The 22,209-nt window shown below is 61.7% G+C and carries 18 protein-coding genes and 1 pseudogene; 7 read left to right on the top strand and 12 right to left on the bottom strand.

What is annotated here, in order from left to right:
• The first annotated feature begins 51 nt into the window (after positions 1 to 51).
• The 4 genes and pseudogenes from gmd (at position 52) to K8U03_08270 (ending at position 4,904) form a co-directional block, all read left to right on the top strand.
• On the top strand, positions 52 to 1,068 hold the full coding sequence (gene gmd, locus K8U03_08285; protein ID MCE9604884.1) for a GDP-mannose 4,6-dehydratase: 1,017 nt from the start codon (positions 52 to 54) through the stop codon (positions 1,066 to 1,068).
• Positions 1,069 to 1,078: 10 nt separating this feature from the next.
• A complete protein-coding gene (locus K8U03_08280; protein ID MCE9604883.1) occupies positions 1,079 to 2,023 on the top strand; it encodes an NAD(P)-dependent oxidoreductase in 945 nt (314 codons plus the stop codon).
• Positions 2,024 to 2,084: 61 nt separating this feature from the next.
• Positions 2,085 to 3,539 (top strand): HAMP domain-containing histidine kinase, encoded by a 1,455-nt coding sequence (locus K8U03_08275; GenBank protein MCE9604882.1) that lies wholly within the window; start codon positions 2,085 to 2,087, stop codon positions 3,537 to 3,539.
• Positions 3,536 to 4,904 (top strand): annotated as a pseudogene (locus K8U03_08270) (sigma-54 dependent transcriptional regulator). Before K8U03_08275 ends, K8U03_08270 begins: the two are co-directional and overlap by 4 nt.
• 7 nt (positions 4,905 to 4,911) lie before the next feature.
• Here the strand turns inward: K8U03_08270 and K8U03_08265 are convergent.
• The 6 genes from K8U03_08265 to K8U03_08240 form a co-directional block, all read right to left on the bottom strand.
• Positions 4,912 to 5,109 (bottom strand): hemin uptake protein HemP, encoded by a 198-nt coding sequence (locus tag K8U03_08265; protein MCE9604881.1) that lies wholly within the window; start codon positions 5,107 to 5,109, stop codon positions 4,912 to 4,914.
• A gap of 195 nt (positions 5,110 to 5,304) precedes the next feature.
• A complete protein-coding gene (locus K8U03_08260) occupies positions 5,305 to 5,745 on the bottom strand; it encodes a hypothetical protein (protein ID MCE9604880.1) in 441 nt (146 codons plus the stop codon).
• A 66-nt stretch (positions 5,746 to 5,811) separates the two neighbouring features.
• A complete protein-coding gene (locus K8U03_08255; GenBank protein ID MCE9604879.1) occupies positions 5,812 to 7,197 on the bottom strand; it encodes a DUF1501 domain-containing protein in 1,386 nt (461 codons plus the stop codon).
• 8 nt (positions 7,198 to 7,205) lie between these two features.
• Complete coding sequence (locus K8U03_08250; protein MCE9604878.1) at positions 7,206 to 9,818, bottom strand: PSD1 and planctomycete cytochrome C domain-containing protein; 2,613 nt, start codon at positions 9,816 to 9,818, stop codon at positions 7,206 to 7,208.
• Positions 9,819 to 10,055: 237 nt separating this feature from the next.
• On the bottom strand, positions 10,056 to 10,676 hold the full coding sequence (locus K8U03_08245) for a response regulator (GenBank protein ID MCE9604877.1): 621 nt from the start codon (positions 10,674 to 10,676) through the stop codon (positions 10,056 to 10,058).
• Positions 10,670 to 11,812, bottom strand: a complete 1,143-nt coding sequence (locus K8U03_08240) for a PAS domain S-box protein (protein MCE9604876.1) — start codon at positions 11,810 to 11,812, stop codon at positions 10,670 to 10,672. The genes K8U03_08245 and K8U03_08240 overlap by 7 nt, the downstream gene beginning before the upstream one ends.
• Before the next feature lie 1,020 nt (positions 11,813 to 12,832).
• On the opposite strand from K8U03_08240, the gene K8U03_08235 reads away from it, so the two are divergent.
• On the top strand, positions 12,833 to 13,054 hold the full coding sequence (locus K8U03_08235; GenBank protein MCE9604875.1) for a hypothetical protein: 222 nt from the start codon (positions 12,833 to 12,835) through the stop codon (positions 13,052 to 13,054).
• Positions 13,055 to 13,499: 445 nt separating this feature from the next.
• On the opposite strand, the gene K8U03_08230 is transcribed toward K8U03_08235, so the two are convergent.
• The 3 genes from K8U03_08230 to lpxB form a co-directional block, all read right to left on the bottom strand.
• On the bottom strand, positions 13,500 to 14,318 hold the full coding sequence (locus K8U03_08230) for a hypothetical protein (GenBank protein ID MCE9604874.1): 819 nt from the start codon (positions 14,316 to 14,318) through the stop codon (positions 13,500 to 13,502).
• 75 nt (positions 14,319 to 14,393) lie between these two features.
• Complete coding sequence (locus K8U03_08225) at positions 14,394 to 15,143, bottom strand: M50 family metallopeptidase (GenBank protein MCE9604873.1); 750 nt, start codon at positions 15,141 to 15,143, stop codon at positions 14,394 to 14,396.
• Between the two features lie 132 nt (positions 15,144 to 15,275).
• Complete coding sequence (gene lpxB, locus K8U03_08220; protein MCE9604872.1) at positions 15,276 to 16,541, bottom strand: lipid-A-disaccharide synthase; 1,266 nt, start codon at positions 16,539 to 16,541, stop codon at positions 15,276 to 15,278.
• Between the two features lie 169 nt (positions 16,542 to 16,710).
• On the opposite strand from lpxB, the gene K8U03_08215 reads away from it, so the two are divergent.
• A complete protein-coding gene (locus tag K8U03_08215; GenBank protein ID MCE9604871.1) occupies positions 16,711 to 17,892 on the top strand; it encodes an LptF/LptG family permease in 1,182 nt (393 codons plus the stop codon).
• Positions 17,893 to 18,682: 790 nt separating this feature from the next.
• Here the strand turns inward: K8U03_08215 and K8U03_08210 are convergent.
• Together K8U03_08210 and K8U03_08205 are read right to left on the bottom strand one after the other, a co-directional pair.
• Positions 18,683 to 19,750 (bottom strand): membrane dipeptidase, encoded by a 1,068-nt coding sequence (locus K8U03_08210; GenBank protein MCE9604870.1) that lies wholly within the window; start codon positions 19,748 to 19,750, stop codon positions 18,683 to 18,685.
• A 24-nt stretch (positions 19,751 to 19,774) separates the two neighbouring features.
• Positions 19,775 to 21,007, bottom strand: coding sequence for a hypothetical protein (locus tag K8U03_08205; protein ID MCE9604869.1), 1,233 nt, complete (start codon positions 21,005 to 21,007; stop codon positions 19,775 to 19,777).
• A gap of 226 nt (positions 21,008 to 21,233) precedes the next feature.
• Between K8U03_08205 and K8U03_08200 the strand changes: the two genes are divergently transcribed.
• A complete protein-coding gene (locus K8U03_08200; protein MCE9604868.1) occupies positions 21,234 to 21,908 on the top strand; it encodes a hypothetical protein in 675 nt (224 codons plus the stop codon).
• Between the two features lie 28 nt (positions 21,909 to 21,936).
• On the opposite strand, the gene K8U03_08195 is transcribed toward K8U03_08200, so the two are convergent.
• The coding region (locus tag K8U03_08195) for a DNA integrity scanning protein DisA nucleotide-binding domain protein (GenBank protein MCE9604867.1) at positions 21,937 to 22,209 on the bottom strand (273 nt) is incomplete at its 5' end.

The raw sequence follows: 22,209 nt of genomic DNA, 5'->3' as shown, positions 1-22,209 counted from the left end.
AGTCTTCCTCCGGAAGACGCAGCGAGCCTTTCATTCGACGAAACGACTTCTATGAAAAAAGCGGCGCTCATCACGGGCATTACCGGACAAGACGGCGCGTATCTTTCCGAGTTGTTGCTCGGCGAGGGATACGAGGTGCATGGCATCGTGCGCCGCTCGAGCACCGACACGTTCGAACGCATCGCGCATTTGCGCGATCGAATCCACCTCCACCAAGCCGATCTGACCGATCAGCTTTCGCTGGTGAACATCTTGCGCGACGTCGGCCCGCGCGAAGTCTATAACCTCGCCGCGCAAAGCTTCGTGCCGACGAGTTGGGGCCAGCCGCTGCTGACCGGCGACGTCACGGCGCTCGGCGTCACGCGCGTGCTCGAAGCGATCAAGTACGTCGACAAGTCGATCCGCTTCTATCAGGCCAGCAGCAGCGAGATGTTCGGCAAAGTCCAAGAAACGCCGCAATCCGAGCGGACGCCGTTTTGGCCGCGCAGCCCTTACGGGGTCGCCAAGGTCTACGGCCATTGGATCACGGTGAACTACCGCGAGAGCTACGAGATGTTCGCGTGCTCGGGCATCTTGTTCAATCACGAATCGCCGTGGCGCGGCAAAGAGTTCGTCACGCGCAAGGTGACCGATGCCGTGGCGCGCATCAAGTTCGGCGTGCAAGACAAGCTGAAGCTCGGCAACTTGGATGCCCGTCGCGATTGGGGCTTCGCCGGCGATTACGTTCGTGCGATGTGGCTGATGCTGCAACAAGACGAACCGGACGACTACGTGGTGTCGATGGGCGAGATGCACTCCGTACGCGATCTGGTCGAGATCGCGTTCGCGCACGTCGGGCTCGATCCGGCGAAGCATGTCGAGATCGATCCGGCGTTTCTCCGTCCGGCCGAGGTGAGCGAGCTGTGCGGGAATCCGGCCAAGGCCCGCGCCGAACTCGGCTGGGAGCCTCGTGTTCGTTTCCCGCAACTGGTGGCGATGATGGTCGACGCCGATCTGGAGCGCGTCCGCCGCGAGATCCAACTCTCCCAGATGCAACCGATCGACGCGGGTCGCAGCGCGAAGGCTTAGTACGTCGCTTATGAAAGCGCTCATCACGGGCATCACGGGCTTCGTCGGCGGTCACTTGACGCAGCATCTGCTGGCGTCGGGCGACGAAGTGCTCGGCACATCGCAAAACGGCGACTGGCCGGAAGACTTTCGCCTTCCCGTCCCCCTCGTCGCCTATGACTTGGCCGCCGATATGGAGCCGGCCTTCATCGATGCGATCGACACCTTCGCACCCGATGTCATTTACCATCTGGCGGGAATCAGCATTCCCGCCGAATGCGAAGCGGCAGGCGAGCCGACTCCGAAGGCTTGGAACATCAATGTCGAAGGGGTTCGCCGCATCCTAGGGCTGAGCGCAGCGCTCCGTCGTCGGCCGCGCGTGATCTTTACCAGTTCCAGCCATGTTTATCGTACCGTCCAGCCGGATGAACCGATCGTCGACGAGAACGCGCCGTGCGAACCTCGCACGGCCTATGGGCGAACGAAGCTCGCCGCCGAACGGCTTTGCGACGACGCCGTTCGCCAGGCGGGTTTGGATATCGTGACGGTTCGCTCGTTTTCTCAAGCCGGCGAACGGCAAGATCAACGCTTAATGCTCGCCGAATGGGCCACGGCGTTAGCCCGTCGCGACCCGGAAATGACCGTCGGCGGCCTCAACGTCACGATCGATCTCACCGATGTTCGCGATTCCGTGCGCGCTCTTCGCTTGCTCGCGCTTCACGGTGCCTCGGGCACGGTCTACAATGTAGGCTCGGGCGTTCCTCGAACGACCGGCGAACTATTGGGCTTACTGCGGCAAGCGGCCGGCGATTCGCGACCCGTCCGCGCTCGTAGCACGGAGCGACGGAGCGATCCGGTGGCCGATCTGAGTCGGCTGCAAGCTGCGACCGGCTGGCATCCGGAAATACCGATCGAGCGAACGATCGCGGACGTTTGGAATTATTGGCGACGCCGAATTCGGAACGAGTCGGCTTAAAACGGAAAGGTAGCGTGCCGGCCGGCGCTTCGCTTCCGACATGCGGAAGAAAAGGGGATCGATGCGCCGTTCGTTACGCAGCCAGATTCTCTATCCGTTTGCCGGACTCACGGCCGTGGCCGTCGTGGCGGTGAGCGCGGCGGGGGCGTGGCGCGCCGCTACGGTTGCCGAGGCCCGCATCGAGGCGCATGTCCGCAGCGCGGCCGATGTATTGCTCACGGCCGGCTTTCCGCTGACCGATGCCGTCTTGCGTCAAACTCACGGCCTCTCGGGTGCCGAGTTCGTCTACGCGAACGAGCACGGCGACATCCGCGCCAGCAGCTTCGAGACGGTCCCGCGCGCGTGGTCCGATGCGGTCTCCTCGGTCGCGAACGTCGAGGGTTCGTCGTCGGTCTCGAATGCTCCGACGAACTTAACGCTCGACGGAATCGAGTATCTGCATTGGCGCATCGAGCGTGTTGCGCGCCGCGCCGAAGATGCCGGCCGCACGTTGCATATTCTTTATCCGCAAGAGCAACGGCGGCAAATGTTGCGCGAAGCGATCGGTCCGCCGTTGATGGTCGGTGCGTTGGCGTTGGTTGCGGCGTTCGCGCTTTCCTATCTCCTGGCCGCGCGCATCGGCAAGCCGATCGCCGCCGTTCGCGAGCAGTTTCGCAAACTCGCCGCCGGCGACTACGCCCGTTTGTCGCTTCCTACGCGAGACGACGAAGTGCGCGATTTGGTGGCCGCGGCCGATACGCTGGCCGTGCAATTGGCGGAACGCGATTTGGCCGTGCAACGCTCGGCCCGCTCGGCGCTGCTCGGTCGGCTAAGCGGCGGCTTGTGCCATCATCTTCGCAACGCCGCCGCGGGGGCGAAGCTCGCCGTGCAGTTGCATCGTCGCCGCTGCGATGCCGATGATTCGGAGAGTTTGGCTGTGGCGCTCCGGCAGCTCGATTTCGCCGAGCAATACGTGCAACGTCTGCTCACGCTCGGCAAGCCGCAACCGCTCCGTTTGCAGAGGCTCGATCTGCGCGAAGTGGTCGCCGATGCCGTATCGCTCGTCGCGCCGACGTTCAAACATCGCGATATCGAGCTGCGCACGATCTTGCCAGCCGTGCCGATGGTGCACGAAGCCGCCGACCGAGAACAGCTTCGTCAGTTGCTCGTGAATCTTTTGTTGAATGCGGTCGATGCCGCCGGAGATCGGGGTTGGGCTTCGGTGGAAGTCGCTGCGGGGGAACGGGATTTGCGAATCATCGTGGCCGACGGTGGTCCGGGACCGCCGCCGGAAGTCGCCGCGAAGCTCTTCGAGCCGTTCGTTACCGGCAAGCCCGACGGCATCGGGCTCGGACTCGCGGCGACTCGCGAGATCGCGCGCCTGCATGGGGGCGAAGTCGCGTTCGCGCGTAGACCCTACACTTGTTTCGAAGTCGTACTGCCGAATCTTGCCAAGTCCGAATCATCGAGTCTCGGCGTGCCGTTGCACGCGTTGCCCGCCTCCGCAGTCAGCCGTAATGAAAGCGCCGTAACATGAGCCATGTACTGATCGTCGATGATGAAGAGAGCATCTGCTGGGGGCTGCGCCGCCTGCTCACCGAGGAAGGGCATGAGGTGACCGTAGCCGCGGGAGCCGAGGAAGCGTTGGCTGCCGTCGAGCGCCGTCGGCCCGACTTGGCGCTGTTCGACGTTCGCCTTCCCGGCATCGACGGCTTAACGGCCCTCGAGCGCTTGCGCGCGACGAATCACGACTTCCCCGTGATCATCGTCACGGCCTACGGCGACCTCGATACGGCCGTGCGCGCCGTCGAGCGAGGGGCCTTCGATTATCTAACGAAGCCGTTCGATCTCGAGCATGTCGTCGCGGTCGTGCGGCGCGCCGCCGAAGTCGTGACCCGTAAGTTTCCTCCGATTCCCACGCGCGATAAGCCCGTGCTCGATCCGGAGGAATTGGTCGGGCGCGGGCCGGCGATGCAGGAAGTGTTCAAGCGCATTGCGCTCGCCGCGCCGACGGATGCCGCGGTGTTGCTCGTCGGCGAGAGCGGCACCGGAAAAGAACTCGCGGCGCGAGCCTTACATCGACATTCTCGCTATTCGGCGGGGCCGTTCGTGCCGATCCATCTCGGGGCGTTGAACCCGTCGCTGGTCGAAAGCGAGTTGTTCGGGCATGCGCGCGGCGCGTTTACCGGAGCCGATGCGGATCGGGCCGGCTTGTTGGAAGCGGCCGAAGGGGGAACCGTGTTCTTAGACGAAGCGGCCGATATTCCTCATCCGGCGCAAGTGAAGCTGCTCCGTGTCTTGCAACAGCGTGAGATGACGCGCGTCGGCGAGACCCGTGCGCGACCCTGTCGGTTTCGAGTCGTAGCGGCCGTGAATCGCGATCCGGCGGATTGCGTTCGCGAGGGGAACTTGCGCAACGACTTGCTCTATCGCCTAGCGGGCTTCGAGATCCGCTTGCCGCCACTTCGCGAACGACGAGAAGATGTCGTGTTGTTGGCCGAAAGGTTTCTCGATATGAGCGAAGCTTCCACATCGGCGCGTGGATTTTCCGATGCAACGTTGCGCGAGTTGCGACGTCGGAGTTGGCCCGGCAACGTGCGCGAATTGCGAAACGCGGTCGAGCAAGCGGCGATCTGCGCGCGGAGCGGCGTGATCGAGCCGGCGCATTTGCCTCCGCCGGGTGCCTACTTGGGCCGAAGCGGCCGCCAACCACTCTCCTGATGTGCGCGGGTTGTACGATCGGATGCTCGACTAGACGGAGCCGCCGTTGTTCGATGTCGTCTTACGGCGAACGCTCGGCAATCGAGCCGCCGCAGCCGATCTCTTAGGGTTGCATCGGGCGACGCTGCGCAAGAAGCTCGCCGAACGACGTGCCGGAGACGACGACACCGTAAGCGAATAGGCTCGGATCACTTCGTGAGAATGAGCTTTCCGGCGGCGGTGATCCGCAGGCGATATTGTTCGTTTCCGTGTTCGAACCAAACTTCGCGCCGACCTTGAAAGAGCTCTTCGGTTCGATAGCTGATCCGATCACCGGCGGTGTTCGGCGTCGGGACGGGACTAGCAGGAGCGTGGTCGCGTTCTTCGGGTTCCAAAGTCGTGCTCATCGTCGGAGGCTCGAAGGAGTTGATGTCGGTTGCTGCGAACCAGAGCAACGACCGTGCCGTGCGTGGCCGGCAGTCGGCATTCGAGCGTTGCCGATAAAATAGCCGGTTTTCAGCGCGGTTCCGAGCGCGAGGTGCGACCAACCTTTCGCCGCTCGCGGCGATTATTTCGCCGGCGGTTGTAATCGTTCGCTTACGCTACGAACCGGCCGCGGCGTAGCGACGAAACGGATCTTCATCGAGGAACAGGGCTTCGCGCGTTAGCTGAAAAACGACCTGCGTCGGCGGCGCGCCAAACGTTTGGAGGAGTCGATCGAGCGCGGTGGGAGGGCAAGTCCCCTTGAGGTCGACGTGCAGCATTCGGCCGTCGCGGTCGTAGAGGACGCCGTCGAGTTGCCAAGCGTCTTGCGGATCGGAAGAGACCCACACGAAAGAACCGTCGGGTTCGAAGAACATGCGCTCTAAGCGTTCGAGCGCTGCGGCGACTTCCTCGAAAGTCCGCGCGAAACCTGCGAAGTCGGCAGGCGCGAGCTGCAAAGTCGGCAGCTCTAAGCCTCGTAGCGAAAAGGAATCGCCGGCGAGCGCGACCACGGGCCGGGCATGAATCGTGACGGCGAACTCGTAACGGGTCGTGCTCATACGGCGTAACGTAGCAGATGCGCCTCGTCGAGCAAGCCAGCGCGCCGTCTACTATGATGCTGCCGACTACGAGATCACTTCGCGCACGACTCGACCGTGGACATCGGTCAGGCGGAAGTCGCGACCGCCGTAGCGATAAGTCAGCTTTTCGTGATCGAGGCCGAGTTGATGGAGAATCGTCGCATGAAGATCGTGCGTGTGGACGATGCCGTCGACTGCGCGGAAGCCGTATTCATCGGTGCTGCCGTAAGCCATGCCGCCGCGTACGCCGCCGCCGGCGAGCCACATCGTGAAGCCGTCTTTGTTGTGTCCGCGACCGTCGCTCGTCCGATCGTCGGGCGAGCGGCCGAATTCTCCTCCCCAGACTACAAGCGTATCTTCCAGCAGGCCCCGTTGCTTCAAGTCGGTGAGCAGGCCCGCGATCGGTTGATCGATCTGCTTGCACTTGGAAGGCATGCTCTTCGCCACGCCGGCGTGATGGTCCCAGTTGTCGTGCGTGAGCTCGACGAAGCGGACGCCGGCTTCGAGCAAGCGACGAGCGGTCAGACATTGCCTGCCGAAGTCGAGGGAATCGCCGGTCGCTGCGCCGTAGAGATCGAGCGTGGCTTGCGTTTCGTGCTTGAGATCGAGCAGTTGCGGCAGCTCTTGCTGCATCCGAAACGCCGACTCGTAGGAGCGAATGACGCCGTCGATCGCGCCGGAAGCATCTCCTTGTTCGGCCGCGAAGTCGCGGTTCGCCGCCGCTAAGAGATCGAGCTGCCGACGTTGAGCTTCGCGCGTGAGCGAAGGATGCGATGTGTTCGAGAGCTTGGCCTTCGCCATCGCGACGTCCATCGTGCCGATCGGTAGGCCTTGGTAAGCGGGAGGCAGGAATGCGGAGCCGTAGTAACGAGCCCCGCCTAAGACGACCGGCGGCTTGATCGAAACGAAGCCCGGCAGGTTTTGGTTTTCGGTGCCGAGCCCGTAGAGGACCCAAGATCCGAGCGAAGGACGCTCGAATTGAAAACTACCGGTGTGCATTTGGTCGGATGCTTCCGGATGGTTCAAGTGGTCGGTCTTCATCCCGTTGAGGATGCAGAGATCGTCGGCGACGCGAGCCGTGTGCGGCATGAGGTCGGAGATCCACAAGCCACTTTGCCCGCGCCGAGCGAACTTCCATTGCGAGCCGAACAGCTTCATGTTCTTGTTCGGCGAGGGCTTACCGTTGTCGGCGTTGAGGCGCGGCTTGTAGTCGAAGGTCTCCATCTGCGACGGCGCGCCGCGCATGAAGAGGAACACGACCCGCTTGGCGCGCGGCGTAAAATGGGGGGCGACTTGCGATGCGCCCCGAGCGGCTTGTTCGGCGGTGATGCCGGCGAACGCCAGCGCACCGAAGCCGGCCGACATCGTGCTCAGCCAATGACGACGCGAGAGCAGCGGTGCGCGAGATTGCGGGACGTCGAAAAGGCTCATGGCAGGTCTCAAGGAAGATAGCGGAATTCGGCGGCGGCGAAGAGCGTTTGGCAAAACGACGTCCAGGCCTCGAGACGTGCTGAAACGACCGCTACTGTAGCGGCCGGTACTGAAAGATTCGGTGCTGCAGCGACCGGCAGGGGAGTCTTAGGAGCAACTGTGGGCGTCGCCTCGGCGTTCAAATAGGCAATCGCTCGTTCTTGCTCGTTGGTGCGTGCGTGGCGACCGAAGCAGAGCAGATAAGCGCGGTCGATCCGTGCCGCATCGTCTGGGAGCGTCGCATCGTTTAAGACCCGCTCGGCTAGCTTGAGCGATTGGGCGACGACCAGCGGCGAGTTCATCAGGTAGAGCGCCTGCGTCGGCAAGGTTCGTTGTTCGCGTCGGGCTGCCGGAAGCGAAGGGTCGGGGAAGTCGAACAACGCAAACATCTCGGGCACCGCCGAGCGAACCATCGTCAGATAGATGCTGCGCGGCGTCCGATCCATTTCACCCGGAGGAGGTTGCTGGATCGAGTTGGCCGAATCGACCGTCGCTTTCATGATTTGCGAACCTACCGGACGAGCGAGCTCCAGCGTGCCGGCGGAGGCGTGCATGGCATCGCGAATCGCCTCGGCTTCGAGCCGTTGAACGACGCGTCGACCGAAGAGGCGATTGTCGGGATCAAGCGCCGCTAGGGGCAAGTGCTCGTCGACGGCAAGCTGAAAGGTGCGCGTGAGCATCAGCCGACGGATGAATCGCTTGGTGCTCCAACCGTCGCGCATAAACTCGGCTGCGAGATAGTCGAGCAGCTCCGGATGGCTCGGCCGATCGCCGAGGTTGCCGAAGTTGTCGAGCGTTTCGACGAGCCCTTGCCCGAACAGATGATGCCAAATCCGGTTCACTGCGACGCGGGCCGTCAGCGGGTTCTGCGCGTCGGCGATCCACGCGGCGAGTTGCAGACGCCCGCTTGCTTGCGGTTCGATCTTCGTGGCGCCCGCGAGCTGGAAGAGAGACGGTGTTCCTCTGGGTACGACGACATCCGGTCGCTTCCATTCGCCGCGCAGGCGCAACGCGCAGTCGGCCGGCTTCGCCGCTTCGCGCATCGCCATCGCATAGCCCGGCGCCGGTGGGTAGCTGGCGTTCAAATGCGCGAGTTCTTTTTGCGTCGCTGCGATCTTAGCATCCCACTCGGCGATCTTGTTGATCTCGACTTTGAGTTTCGCATCGATCGCGGCCAGAACCGCGGGCTTGAGAGGGACTTTCGCTTCGGCCGCTTTGCGTTCGATCTCAAGCGCGGTCTTCGTATTGAAATTGCGGTAGCGATCGGCTCGAAGTTTGCCCAGCGCGGCATCTTTGTCGCGCGCGAGTTTGTCATGCGCCTCATAAGGGACGCGTAGCAGCTCGGGATTTTTGCCGATAGCTTGGTAGGCCGAGTCGCTTCCTTTGTATCCGTTGTGCTTCGGGCCTGGTCCGCACAGCGTTTCGCTGCTTTGGAAGATTCCGACCAAGGCATAGTATTCGGTCTGCGGAATCGGGTCGAACTTATGGTCGTGGCAGCGAGCGCAGGCGACGGTGAGCCCGAGCATCCCGCGCATCACGACGTCGATCTGATCGTCGGCCATTTCCAGAATCAATCGTTCGCGGGCCGAAGCTTCTTCGTAGGATTTCGAGCCGATCGCAAGGAAGCCGGTCGCCGTGATCTGCACGGTGCGGGCCGTGTCGTTGTCCGCGGGAAGTAAGTCGCCGGCGATTTGCTCGCGCAGAAATCGATCGTACGGCAGGTCGCGGTTCAACGCGTCGATCACGTAGTCGCGATAGCGCCACGCGTGCGGCCACCAGAGGTTCATATTCTTGCCGTTCGACTCGGCATAGCGCGCCGTGTCGAGCCAATGACGACCCCAGCGCACGCCGAACTCCGGCGAAGCGAGAAGGCGATCGACCGTCTCTGCGTAAGCGGTCGCTTGATTCGGAGCCGGCGAAGCTTCGAGCGCGGCGACTTCCGCGGGAGTCGGCGGCAGGCCGGTGAGCAGGAATGAGGCTCGTCGCAAGAGCGTGCGGCGCTCGGCCTGCGGCGCGGGACGAACGCCGGCCGCTTCCAACTTCGCGAGCACGAAGCGATCGATCGGGTCGAGCGACCAAGCGGCATCGAGCGTGGTCGGCGGAGCGACGACGCGAAGCGGTTGGAAGGCCCAATGTTTGCGCGCTTCGGCGTAGTCGACGGTCGGCTTGACGACGGGAGCCGAGCCGTCGCGCGGGTCGGCGGCGCCTGCGGCGATCCAACGCTCGAAGTCGGCGATCACTTCCGCGGGCAGCTTCCTATCGGGCGGCATCGCGAGGCCGTCGTGGCGAATCGCGGCGAGGATCAAGCTTTTATCTTCGTCCGAAGGAACGACCGCCGGGCCGCTCGAGCCGCCGGCGCGCATCGCGCTGCGCGTGTCGAGAGAGAGGCCTCCTTCGGCTTTTCCCGCGGCTGCCGAATGGCACTTGTAGCAATGTTCGACGAGCACCGGCCGAATCTTCTTCTCGAAGAAGTCGTGGTCGGCGGAGCGTTCCGCTGCTAGAGATGGCCGATCGGCACCGATGAAAACGGTTGCCGCGATCAGCAGGAAGGGCGCGCATCGAATCGCTCGAGCACAGCACACGGAAAGCTTATGCAAAGATCGAACCGACGGCATGACGACTCCGAGGCGGGATGGCGGAGTGAGCGAGCGGGCAGGGCGTAGGAAGGCGGGCGACGAATGAGCCGACGCAGGTCGCGAGCCCATGCTAAGAGTATAAATGCCGCGCCGTTGCGGAACAATAGAGCCAGTGGCGCTGCGGCACGAGCAAATCGCGCCGCAGCGGTCGATCTTCATTACGAATCTGTTTGCTGATCGAGCTTAGACGCTCGCTGCGATCCCGGCGCTGACGGCGAATTTCACGAGTTCGGGAAGATTATCGACACGGAGCTTCTGCATGAGGCGTGCGCGGCGATCTTCGACGGCCCGACGACTGACTTCGAGGGTCGAAGCGATTTTCTTATTCGGATGCCCTTCAATGACTAAATTGAGCACTTGCCGCTCGGCTTGGCTCAACAGAGCCAGCCGCGACGACATCGCTTCTCGTCGGCCATGGGCGGCGCGGCGCTCGGTATCCAGAGCGATGGCGCGCTGAATCACGTCGCGCAGCTCGAACTCTTCAAACGTTTTTTGCAGGAAATCGAGTGCGCCCTGACGAAAGGCCCGGAGCGCGACGGGCACTTCGGCGTGTCCGGTGAGAATAACGATCGGCGGACAGAGGGGATATTGCTTCAACTTCTCCTGCATCGCGAGGCCGCTCATGTTGGGCATGCGCACATCGAGAATGATGCAGCCGGCTTGCGTCTGATCGAAGGCTTCGATGAACGTTTCGTAAGATCCGAAAGTCTTCACCTGGAGCCCCATCGAAAGGATGAGCAAAGACAGCGAATCAAGAAATGCCGGATCGTCGTCAACGATAAAAACGGTGGCTTCGTTCAGCATGGGATGTGTTCGCCTTTCGAAATCGGAAGTGTAAAAGCAAAGATAGTTCCTGCCGCGCTCGACTCGACGCTCATGCGTCCGCCGTGGCTTTCGACGATCGAGCGAATAATCGATAAGCCGAGCCCTAGGCCCGAGGCTTTGGTGGTGAAGAAAGGATCGAACAACCGCGCGAGCTTTTCAGCTGCGATACCGGAACCGGTATCGCCGACCGAGATCGACACGAAAGCATCATCGGTGGCAGTGCGGATCGTGATCCTATGTTTGCGAGTCGGCAGCTCGTGCATCGCTTCGACGGCGTTACGAATCAGATTGAGAAGCACCTGCTCGATCTGAACGGGATCGGCCAGGATCTCCGGTTCGGATGCGTCGAACTTGGTTTCGGCTTCGATCGGCGTAAAGGCATCGAGGCCGGAATGCAAAGTCGGCAAGGCATGAGAGAGGACATGTTGAACGAGGGTGTTGATTTGAACCCAAGTCCGCCGGCCGTCGTCTTTCTTGACGAATGTGGCGAGGCGATTGGCGATCTGAATCGCGCGCATCGACTGTGCAGCGCACCGCTCCATCCATTCCAAGATCTCGGGCGAGGCCGAGCATTTCCCGCTTCGACCGAAATTGATGCAGGCCCGAGCGTAGTTGGCTGCGGCTGCCAGCGGTTGATTGATCTCATGGGCCAATTCCGCCACCATCTGCCCGACGGTGCTCAAGCGAGCCATGTGCGCGGATTCGACGAAGCGGTTGCGAAGCAGATCGTCGGTTTGTTTGCGGTTGGTGATGTCGTGAACGATGTTCGCAAAGCCGAGCAAGCTTCCGGCAACGCTGCGCAGCGGAACGAGCGTGACTTCGGCGAAGTAGCAAGAGCCGTCTTGGCGGACTTGGATCGCTTCCCGTTCGTGTCGACCTTGGGCCTCGGCGAGAGATAAGATCCGTTGCAGTAGATCTGCGGAGAGGTCTTCGGCACGACCCAGAGAGGAACAAGGGCGTCCGACGATCTCGTCCGACGCAAAGCCGGTCATCCGCCGCGCACCTTCGTTCCACGTGACGATGTTGCCGCCTGGATCCAGCATGTAGATGGCGCGGTCTTGAACATGCTCGATAAAGAGCCGAAAGAGTTCGTCTTGAGACGAAAGATTTTCCACGGTGGGCGATCTTAAGAGGTCGGTGCCGCACGCAAACTTCTTCACCGACGATCGCACGTCGGGCCTGGGAACTTCAGCGAGATCGAATCTCCGTCCCGTCGATCGAAGAGCCTCATCGCAGGAAGATCGGCTCTGCGAGAAACCGGAGATAGGCGATGGCTTTTGGGTTGGCTTTTCGCTGTGCATCGTGGCAACTTCGACGTGGTAAATACGGCCGTTTGACGGCACTTCCGCACGCGCGAATCGTGGGTCGAACGGTATTTGAATAGGTCGGTTGGTGGGGTAGAAGACGGTGAGGCGAACCTACTCTAAATAGTTACTTTATGACCATTGCGTGGTTTTCCATCTCATGCGGTTTTCCCTATTTAAGAGCAGATGTATTTCGTGGTAATCGGCCAGGCAATTCATCGTCGAAAGTCACGCGACGAGATGCACTATCGCCGCTCGAAAATCGTGTTTGAGCGCGAGGCGTTTTGTGGGGAAAGACGGAGTGAACTTGCGCGACAAGATGATCGTGAATACATTTGCCGCTCGCCGTAGATGATCGCCCTAAGCGATGAACGGCCTCACCTAGTTGCACGAATAGGAATACTGCAACCGGCGGTCGCTTCCCGGTGTTGATGCTGTCCGCGAAGAAGCGCATGGGACGACAAGCGGCAAACGTCGCGTGCGACGGGAACAGCCACGTCGACTCAAGAAATCGCACTTGAACCGACCGCCGATGTTTTGCGGGCGGAAATGCTCGGCGCGGCACGAATCGTGCAAAAAACGGATCGCGCAAAACTAAAGGTCGCGCAAAAAGAGAGTCGCGCAAAAAAATAGGGCCGCTCGACATCGGTCGAGCGGCCCTGTCTCGGTGTTGCCTGCTGTCCGTCGGGGAAGCAGTTGCCTGGGTCGAGGGAGAAATCGTGTTCGAGACACAACCTCGCCGTGCCGCAGACCGCCTACCGGTGCCGCACATCAGGATAAAATCCCGACGACGCGACTACCCGACGGAGAAGAAGCTACTTCTTCTTCTTCTTGGCAGCCTTCTTGGCGGGCTTGGCAGCAGCAGCTTTTTTCTTCTTGGCCATGGATCGGTCCTCCGAAATGAAAAAACTCGGTGAGATCCCTCTACCGATCGTCGCGTCGCCGAAAATATTCAGAACTCACCTTTGCAAACAAGCAGAGCTTGGTTTGCAAACGATGAATCCTGAGGCCACCTTCGTCGACGCACCGGTGTCGAGCGATTCGCACCCTTAACAAGAAACGGACATCCTATCACAAGGCTCGCCGAACTCATCCGAAACCAAGTTCGCGGCTCGATCGTCTTTCCGTTTCGTTCTTGCGAGCGAAGCGGAACTTCAGTCGATCCGAGTCTCTGGTTCACTTGATCGATCTTGCGATCGATCGTTGCTCGGCGAGTCTACTTGTCTGAGTGATGAACCTTGTCGAGTAACTGTACGAATTCTTTTCGTTTCTGCAACGCTATTTTTCAAAAATCCTTGACGCACGCCAAGATTTTTTCTATCGGCAGCATCGCGCGCTCGTCGAGAGCATGCTCGATCGCATCGTTTGCGCGCTCGTGATCCATCATCGAAGCGCCGTTCGACCGTGTGCACGAAGCGCTCGGCGGCGTATGCACTCGGCATCGCTTCGCCGGCGAAAAATTGAGCGCTACACAAGCGCTATCGAGCGCCGCTCACGCTCAATACAGCGAGATTCGCGTGGCATCGTCGAGCACCACGCTCGGTTGTCGGCGGCGTTGCGCGATGCCGAACAACCAACGTTCTTCGGGCAACCAAAATTGCGTTCGCAACCAAGACGCGACCGAGTGATCGAGCGACGAGACACTTTCATAATCGTTATCGGCCTCACGGCTCCGGTCGCCGCTCTGCGCCGCGTCTCGTAATAAAATTTCTTGCCAAGCCGCGCGCCATTGCGACCGGCGATAGTGAATCGGGTCGAGCCCATACCACGCTGCGCGCGGCTCGACGAACGTGGCGCCGAAGCGCTCGGCCAACCCTCGAACGCCCGCATCGACGGCTAGGCAACGCTCGGTCACTTGTGCCAAACTATCCCTATTTCTCGGGAAAAACAGCCTGCGGAAGGCCTGGAACCGAATCGGGCCGAGCCGCGGCAAGTTGACGAGCGGCAGGCCCGTCACGACGACTTCGGCGTCGACTTTCGCGAGCCTCGCGAGGCAAGCTTCGACCCACTCGAGGATCTCGGCAACCGCGGCACCGTACATGACGTCGTTGCCGATATCGGTCAGCAGCGCCGAGGTCGGCAGCTTCGCACGTGCGGCAAGATCGCGCCACAAACCGCAATCGAGGATCCCCGGCAAGCCGCGGCCAAGCAGGCGGGCATACCATCCATAGGAGCGCCCGTTGCCGAGGGCCGCCATGAGATCGATAGGCGTCCGATGCGTTCGCTGCGCGATCGCGACGGCCGTGGCGAGACCACGCGTCAGGTTACTCGCACCGAGTAAGACCCAACGTCGCTGAGGCTCATCGCCGGCCGTCATAGTCTACCCTTTTTAACATCGCGACTCTCGCTTGCGACCTCGTCCGGCGAGCTTCGGCTGCTCAAGCGACGCCCGTTACCAACGTCGTCCGCCGTAGCCGAGGTCTTGCAGCGCTTGGTAACTCGTATAAGCGAGGTAGATGAAAAAAATTCCGGAGAACAAACTGATTTCGAGGAACATCAGCGCGGCAGTCAGTCCGGCGACGATGATCGACAAGATCAAGGCCTGACGCGGACCGGTTTGCGGATCGAAGCGCGTGAATAGGAATTGAGAGATCCGGCCACCGTCGAGCGGCACGATCGGCAGCAGGTTGATCAACGCCCAAAACAGGCTGATCAGCACGTACAAATTGACGAACTGACTCAGAAACGAAGACGTGCCGACGACGACGATCGGAACGAACCGGAAAAACCCACTCGGTGGGAACACGACGTCGTAGCCCGCCGCATAACAAACGGCGACGAGGAGATACGCCGAAAGCATTTCCGCCGCAGGACCGGCAAAGGCCACGATCGCTCCATCGCGCGGCGCCAGCCGCGGAGCGAAGGAGCCGCCATAGCCGCCGTATGGGACCGCCAATCCGCCGAACGAATGCAGCACGACATACGAATCGACGCCGAACCTGCGGAAGGCGAACACATGCCCGAATTCATGCACCAGGAGCGACAAGACGACCGCCGCCAACCAAATCAGGACGAAGCTCGGCTTGCCGTTGCCGGAGAGCAGCACCGTAAAGAGCCAGAAGAACGGATGAATGCGTACCGGAACCCCGAACAGCCGGAAGTGAACGTCGTACGGGGAACGCGGAGGCTCGCTGAGTATCACGCGAAAGACCTTAAGCGAAAGGCAAGAAACGGAGAGCGGCCGGCATACGAAGCGCCGCAACGATCGAACGCCGCACTCGCGCGCAGTATAGCACCCGCAATACCCGTTCTGAGCCGCTTCGTTCGATGTTGCCTAGTTCGACCGCCGAGTTATTGTAGCCTTGCCGACCGAGGCGCGAAGATAGTGCGGCCGGGCGATCGGAGTCGGCGAGGGTTCGAGGACGTTCACGATGTAGTCGGCGCCGCGAGCCGAGGCTCCGCCGCCTCCCACTTCGTCGCAAAGTCGGGCCAGTCGGCCGATCGTGCGCTCGCGCACCGCTTCGTTGGTCAGCCATTCGACGACCTGGGTTCCCATCTCCGGCGAGCGATCCTCGGCCGAAAGAAACTCCGGGAACAACACGCGTGGATCGTCGAGCGGCGATTCTCCGCGCCCTTCCGCAGCCCGATCGCGCTCGAGTCGGCCCGTCGCCAAGAGATTGACGAGCGTGATATAGGGAACTTGTCGGAAGAAATTCTGTACGAGATAGCCGAACCGCGCGACTCGGTAGCCGATCACCGTCGGCTTGCGATGGTAGAGCAACTCCAGCGAGACGCTTCCCGAGCAGGCCAAGCAACAGGTCGCGGCGCGAATCAACTCCGGGGTTCGGCCGACGAAGACTTTCACATCCATCTGCAGCTTGGCAACGAGCTCGCGCGCCCATTCGGCTTGATGCGGACGAAACGCCGCCACGGCGAAGCGCACGTTCGGCACCCGTCGGCGGATCTCTTGCGCCGCGCGCAGAAACGTCGGCAGGTTTTGTTCGACTTCCTGCGTGCGCGAGCCGGGAAGAATCGTTACGAGCGGACCAGTCCCTGCGGCGGCGAGTCCGTCGAGAAATTCTTGATCGAACCGCTGACGTCGCACCTCATCGAAATAGGGATGGCCGATGAACTCGGCGTGGCAGCCCCGATCGCGAAACCATTTCTCCTCGAACGGTAGGCTGCACAGCACATGGTCGACGAAGCGGCGCATCTTCGCGACGCGCCAACTTGCCCAACCCCAGATTTGCGGCGGCGTGTAATAGAACACCGGAATGCCGTGCGCCTTCGCGCGACGAGCGATCCACCAGTTGAAGCCCGGATAGTCGATGAGCACGACGGCGTCGGGTCGCTGGTGACGGAAGAAGCGATCGGCCTTCGAGACGAGATCGAGAAACTTGTGCAAGTTCAGCAGCACGCGCAGCAGCCACATCACGGCGAGCGCCGTGAGGTCGCGATGCAGCGCGCAGCCGGCCTCGGCCATCAACGGCCCGCCGTAGCCCATGCATTCGACATCGGGCCGGCGCTGCCGAAGAGCGCGAATCAGGTTCGCGCCATGCAGGTCGCCGCTCGGTTCTCCGACGGAAAAGAAGATGCGCATCGGCTTGTTTCGGCAAGAGGTTCGTGAAACGTCGGCAGGATCGCTACGTCGAAATGAACGCGGAAGTATGTCAAAACGGGTAATTCTAAGGAAGGCGGATCGCGCTCGCTCGCTGCCGGCACAACTGACCTTGACCCTGCCGGCAACCCCAACGAAACTACGCGGCTCTATGGGCATCATTAGCCGTTACGTGCTGTTCGAACTGCTTAAGATCTTCAGCCTTTCATTAGGCGTGTTGACGCTGCTGTTCATCCTCATCGGGCTCGTGAAAGAGGCCCGCGCGCAAGGGCTCGAGCCGCAGCAAGTCGTGCAGTTGATTCCGTTCGTCTTGCCGGATGCCTTGCGGTATACGGTGCCGGCGACGATCTTGCTCGCCGCGTGCATGGTCTACGGGCGGATGTCGAGCTCGAACGAAGTCACCGCGCTGAAGTCGCTCGGGATCAGCCCGATGACGATTCTTTGGCCGGTCCTGATCCTGTCGTTCATATTGAGCGTGGCGACGGTCTGGCTCAATGACCTCGCCGTCACTTGGGGGCGTGAAGGGGTGCGCCGGGTCGTGCTCGAATCGGTCGAAGAGATCGTCTACGGCATGTTGCGCACGCAACGAACTTATTCCGCGAACGGCATCTCGATCGTCGTCAAGCGAGTCGAAGGGCGCAAGCTCATCAGCCCGACGATCTCGCTGCAGTCGAAGAACAGCTCGATGACCATGAGTTCCGAAGAAGCCGAATTGCGCAGCGATCCGGCGGAGGGAGTGCTCACGATTATTTGCCGCAACGGCGAGCTCGAAGTCGAAGGGAAAGGGAAGGTTTTCTTTCACAACGACGTCCTCGAACGTTCGATTCCTCTGGATCAGAAGAATGCCGCCATCGAAATCGCGCATCCCTCCTATATGGCGATGCACGTGATTCCGACGGTGATCGCGGAGCTCGAACGAGAGATCGAAGCGCAATACAACGAACTGGCGTCGAAAGCGGCCCTCGCCATGATGACGGGCAACTTCGCCGAGCTTGCCTCCGCCGAATGGGGCACGGAAGAAGATGAGAAAAAGATCACGCAGCAGAAGATCTTTCGCTTGCAGACGGAGCCGCATCGACGCTGGTCGAACGGCTTCAGTTGCTTCTGCTTCGCGCTCGTCGGCGCGCCGCTGGCGATTCGGATGCGCAATTCCGATTTCATGACCAGCTTCTTTATGTGCTTCTTGCCGATCTTGTTCGTCTACTATCCGCTGTTGGCCTTCGGGGTCGACTTCGCCAAAAACGGCGCCTTCCCGCCACACGCGGTCTGGGTCGGAAACATCATCCTGATCTTGGCCGGCCTCTGGACGTTGCGGAAAGTCATTCGCTATTAAAAGTAGTAGGCACGTTCCACGTGCCGTAACCACTTGCGCCTTTCCATCGCGACGCATGCTCGCGCTCCGTTCAGCCTTTGTTCAATAGCCCCGGATGCATATCCGGGGACACACCGTAACGATCGTTCCCTATCAGTCGTGGCGGACGGCACGTGGAGCGTGCCTGCTACTTTCATCTTGCGCGCGGCACGGCCGTGCTCGCCTCGATTCGCGATTGAAAAAAGATTCGTGCGTCGCGGCCCGAGGTGCTCGGGCATCTTGTCAAACGTTCTCTGCGCAGAGCTTTGCTTCCCGAACGGTTCTCCGTGGAGAACAAGGTCGGGCCGACGACGCACCGGACGACACCCGAGGCAAGCGAAGCGCTCCTCTCCGGGTTGCAACCCTGAGAAGACCGTCGTGCAAGTTTCGATCCGCGGTTTGTTTTCGATACGCGCTTCGTCCGAACGCGCAGCGACCGCAGATCCCGAAGCTTCGAGGTTCGCCGAGGCGAACCCCTACGCACCGCAGGCCGGAAGAAGACGCCGAGCGGTTTTCACACCGCGGGGCCGACTAGCGTCGCGACGGACCGACTATGAAGTCGATTGCCCTAAGCTCGCACGGCGACAAGCGGCGCAGCACGAGCTCGAGATTTCCAGCGCGATTCGTCGTCGCACTCAAGCGACGCGTCGAAACCTAACGAGGTCGGAGTCCTGTCTCCCTCACGCAGCTCAACATCGCACTTCACGGTGCGAATCTCAAGGCGAAGATTTGGGCCAAGCCACGTCCGTAGGCTTCCGGGCGCGCCGTGTTCTTACTCCCAGGCGTTCTTCAAAAATCGAATCCAATTGCCGCTCATGATTCCTGGGATGTCGTCTTGCGCGTAGCCGCGGCGGGTCAGCATGTCGGGCAGGCGATTTAGGTCGGCGATCGTATCGATGTCGCCGGGGCTTTGCTCTAGGCCGTAGCCGCCGTCGAGATCGGTGCCGATGCCGATGTGCTTCGCATTGCCGGCGAGTTGGCAAATGTGGTCCCAATGGTCGAGCAGATGGTCGAGCTTCACGCCCGAGCTTTTAGGGGTCGTGGTTCCGCGAATCCAGCCCGGCACCATCATCCAAGCATCGAGCGCGCCGCCGATCACCGCACCGCGCTGAATCAGCGCCATGATTTGGTCGTCGTCGAATTGACGTTGATCGGGCACGAGCTTGCGGCAATTGGAATGGCTCGCCCAGACCGGGCCGTGAAAGAGTTCGAGCGCTTCCCAAAACGCTTCGTCCGAGAGATGGGTCGCGTCGAGAATCATCCCCAAGCGATCCATCTCGACGACCAACTCGCGACCAAGGGCCGTGAGCTTGCCCGGCAGATGCGTACCGGGCGAGTAGCGGCCCGCTCCGTAGTGCGCCGGCCCCAGCGCGCGCAAACCTTGCGCGTAGGCTTGCTCGAGATGACCGGGCGTGCGGATCGAATCGGCTCCTTCGAGGCTCAAGATATAACCGATCGGGGCATCCGGCGGAGGCTCGTTGCTCCACAACGCCACTTGCCGCTCTAAGCCGGCCGTGTCTTTGATTTGGATCATCTCGCCGGCTTCTTCCATCGCCCGATACCAAGCGAGCTGACCTTGCGTTTGCGCCCACGCGATCTCGGGACTATGCCAACCCGGCAGCGGATTCTTCTGATCGACGTAGCGGCCGATCTGCGTCGCGACGCAGAGGCCGATCTGGCCGCGGCGCATGTCGGGCAGGGCGACGGTCCCTTGCGCGCGGTCGACTTTATCGTTCCGGCCGGCTTCACGCTTGCGAATTTCGTGAACCGACTTCGTGAGGTCGCGGTTCCATTCCAAGGCATTCATGCTCAAGTCGAGATGGGCGTCGAACGTCAACATGCGGAGGGCTCGCTAACAGGTGGGCTATGAATCGGTTGTCCTTCCGCCGTTCTCAACTCGGCGGGTCACGACGGCCGTGACCCTATCACCTCGGCGAATCAAGATCAAGCAAGCCGACTCCTCTCCGCGAAGTTTCAACTCGCTACGAAGTCGCTCGAGATCGAAATCGACCCCACGTTTCTTCATTTCGAGCCGGCCGATACGACGCTCCGCGAGCCAAGTGCGGAGCTTGCGCAGGTCGAACGGCAGGGCTTCGACGATCTCGAACGAGGTCCAAGCTTCGTCGTCGACGATGGGATGGTCGCTCGTCAGGTAGGCGGAACCGGAGAAGATCGACGACAGGCCGTGTTCCGCGCCGGCCGCGGTCGTGAGTTTCGCAGCCAAGATCGCCGCGTCGGGCTCGTGCAAGTAGCGGCCGAGTTCGACGACGGCGAGTCGGGCCTCGTAAGACAACGCATCATCCGGCTCCCCGACGATCGACCGGGGTGCGCGATCGCCGGACAGAATCGTCGCTCGGCGGCTCCCATGCCGTTCGGTCAACGCGCCGAACCAAGCGACCAATTGTCGGCACTCCCCGTCGAGGCTGAGCCATTCCCATTCGGCGCGATCGGTCCACGCGGGCCAAGGTTCGGCGGCCGGAGCGAGCTTGATCGCCGCGGCGGCGTTGACGGCGAGGAACGTCTCGAGCGTCTCCACCGAAGGTTCATGCAGCTCGATGTGCGTCGTTCGCTTGCCGCCGGGGCGACGGTCGGGATCGATGTGCCAAGCCGCGACGTCGGCGAGGTGCGCGGCCTCGGCCTTCGCGCAGACGACGCCGGCCTGCAACGCTCCGCCGCTCGCAACGTGCAGCATACGAACGTTCGCGGCGGCGAAGATCGACGTCGGGGCGTCGAGGTCGTAGCCGATCGTCGGCCCGCGCAAGCCGAGGGCCAGTAAGTCGCCGCCGATGCCGCAACAGAGATCAGCCGTCGGTGCGTGGCCGGGAAATCGCGCGGCTTTGTAGCGCGACGTGACGGCGTCGGTCGCTTGTTCGAGGCCCGTCTTCGTAAAGTACAGGCGCGAGGCGGCGGGAAACTTCTTGACTGCGCGACGTCGCAACCCGACTTGCTCCGCCACGAGCGCGGCGCGAGCCGAACTCAGGGTCTTGCGCAGCCGCGTCACCAGTTGCAGCGTGTCGATCGCGTCGGCCGAGGCTTGAAGCAACGCGCCGGCCTCTTCGCCGACCAGCCAGCGATAGTCTTCGAGATCGGAACTCAAGGCATCCTCAAGCAAGAAGCGACCGTTAAGAAATCGCGGTTATGCGGAACGGGTCGATCGTCCGGCCTTCGGTCGAGGCGACCTCGGCGGACGTAGCGTCGGCACCGAATATACCAACCGCGACGAACTTGCGCTCGGCGTACCGGTCGCCGAGCGAAATGCAGGCGAGCGACCGGGAACGTCGAAGAAAGAAAAGAAGCGTTCCGTCGGAAGGATAGGAATCAGCATGTTCGGTCGCGGATCTTTTCTCGCATTTCTCGTCGGCGGGGCTGCCCTGCCGTATTTGCTTTCGTCCGGCTCGGGCGTGCGCGAAGCCATCACATCGCCGCTCCAGGCGGTGACGGGAACGACGGAAAAGCCGGCCGTTGCACCGCATGCAGCCGCCGAGATTCATGCCGCGGGCCACGCGGCTCCGGCTGCGCACACGGCTGCCGACCCTGCCGCGACGAAGCCGGTCTCGGCACACGATGAGAAGCTGGTCCCCTTCGAGCAAGCTTTGCGTTGGGAGATAACGCCGGTGTGGGTCATGTCCACTTGGCCGCGCGTGACGACGCATCTCTCGGAGCTCGACGCGCAGGGATACCGCGTGACGCTCGTCAGCGGCACCGCGCAGTCCGATATCGCCGGCGCGCTCACCTACTACTTCGATGCGAAACAGCAATTGCAGCGGATCACGTTCAACGGCACGACCGGCGACGCGCGCCGACTAGTGCAGTTCCTGGTGACGAACCACCGCTTCGAGCGGCGGTTGCTCGACGACCCGAGCGTGTATCTCTATCAAGTCGAGCAAGATCAACGGGCCTTGAGCGAGCTGAAGATCAAGACGGCTCCGATCGTCCGGGCGAGCGGCGCATTGTCGCGGTTCGAGGTCTCGCTCGTGATGCGCCGACCGGCCAAGTAGTCGCGAGCTTTGACGTCGCTGTAGAAAGCTACTCGCCCGGCGGTTCGTGTTCGTAGTCTTTCCACTTCATCGGCCGGCGGAACGGCTCGATGCGGAGCACGACCTCGCCGTTCTGAAAGATGCGGACGGTGCCGCTCGACTCGCTGACGCAGACGGCGACCGCTTTCGTGGCGCGGCTGATGGCGGCGGCGGCCCAGTGGCGCGCCCCGAGCCCTTTCGAGAGGGTGATGTCGGTCGCGGGCGCGTCGAGATATTGGGCCGCGGCTTCGACGGTGCCGTCGGCCGCGACGATGATCGCGCC

The sequence above is a fragment of the Planctomycetia bacterium genome, assembly GCA_021413845.1.
Taxonomy (GTDB): Bacteria; Planctomycetota; Planctomycetia; order Pirellulales; family PNKZ01; genus PNKZ01.
Note: the sequence above shows the minus strand (reverse complement) of the source record. Positions and strands in the feature narration are given on the sequence as shown.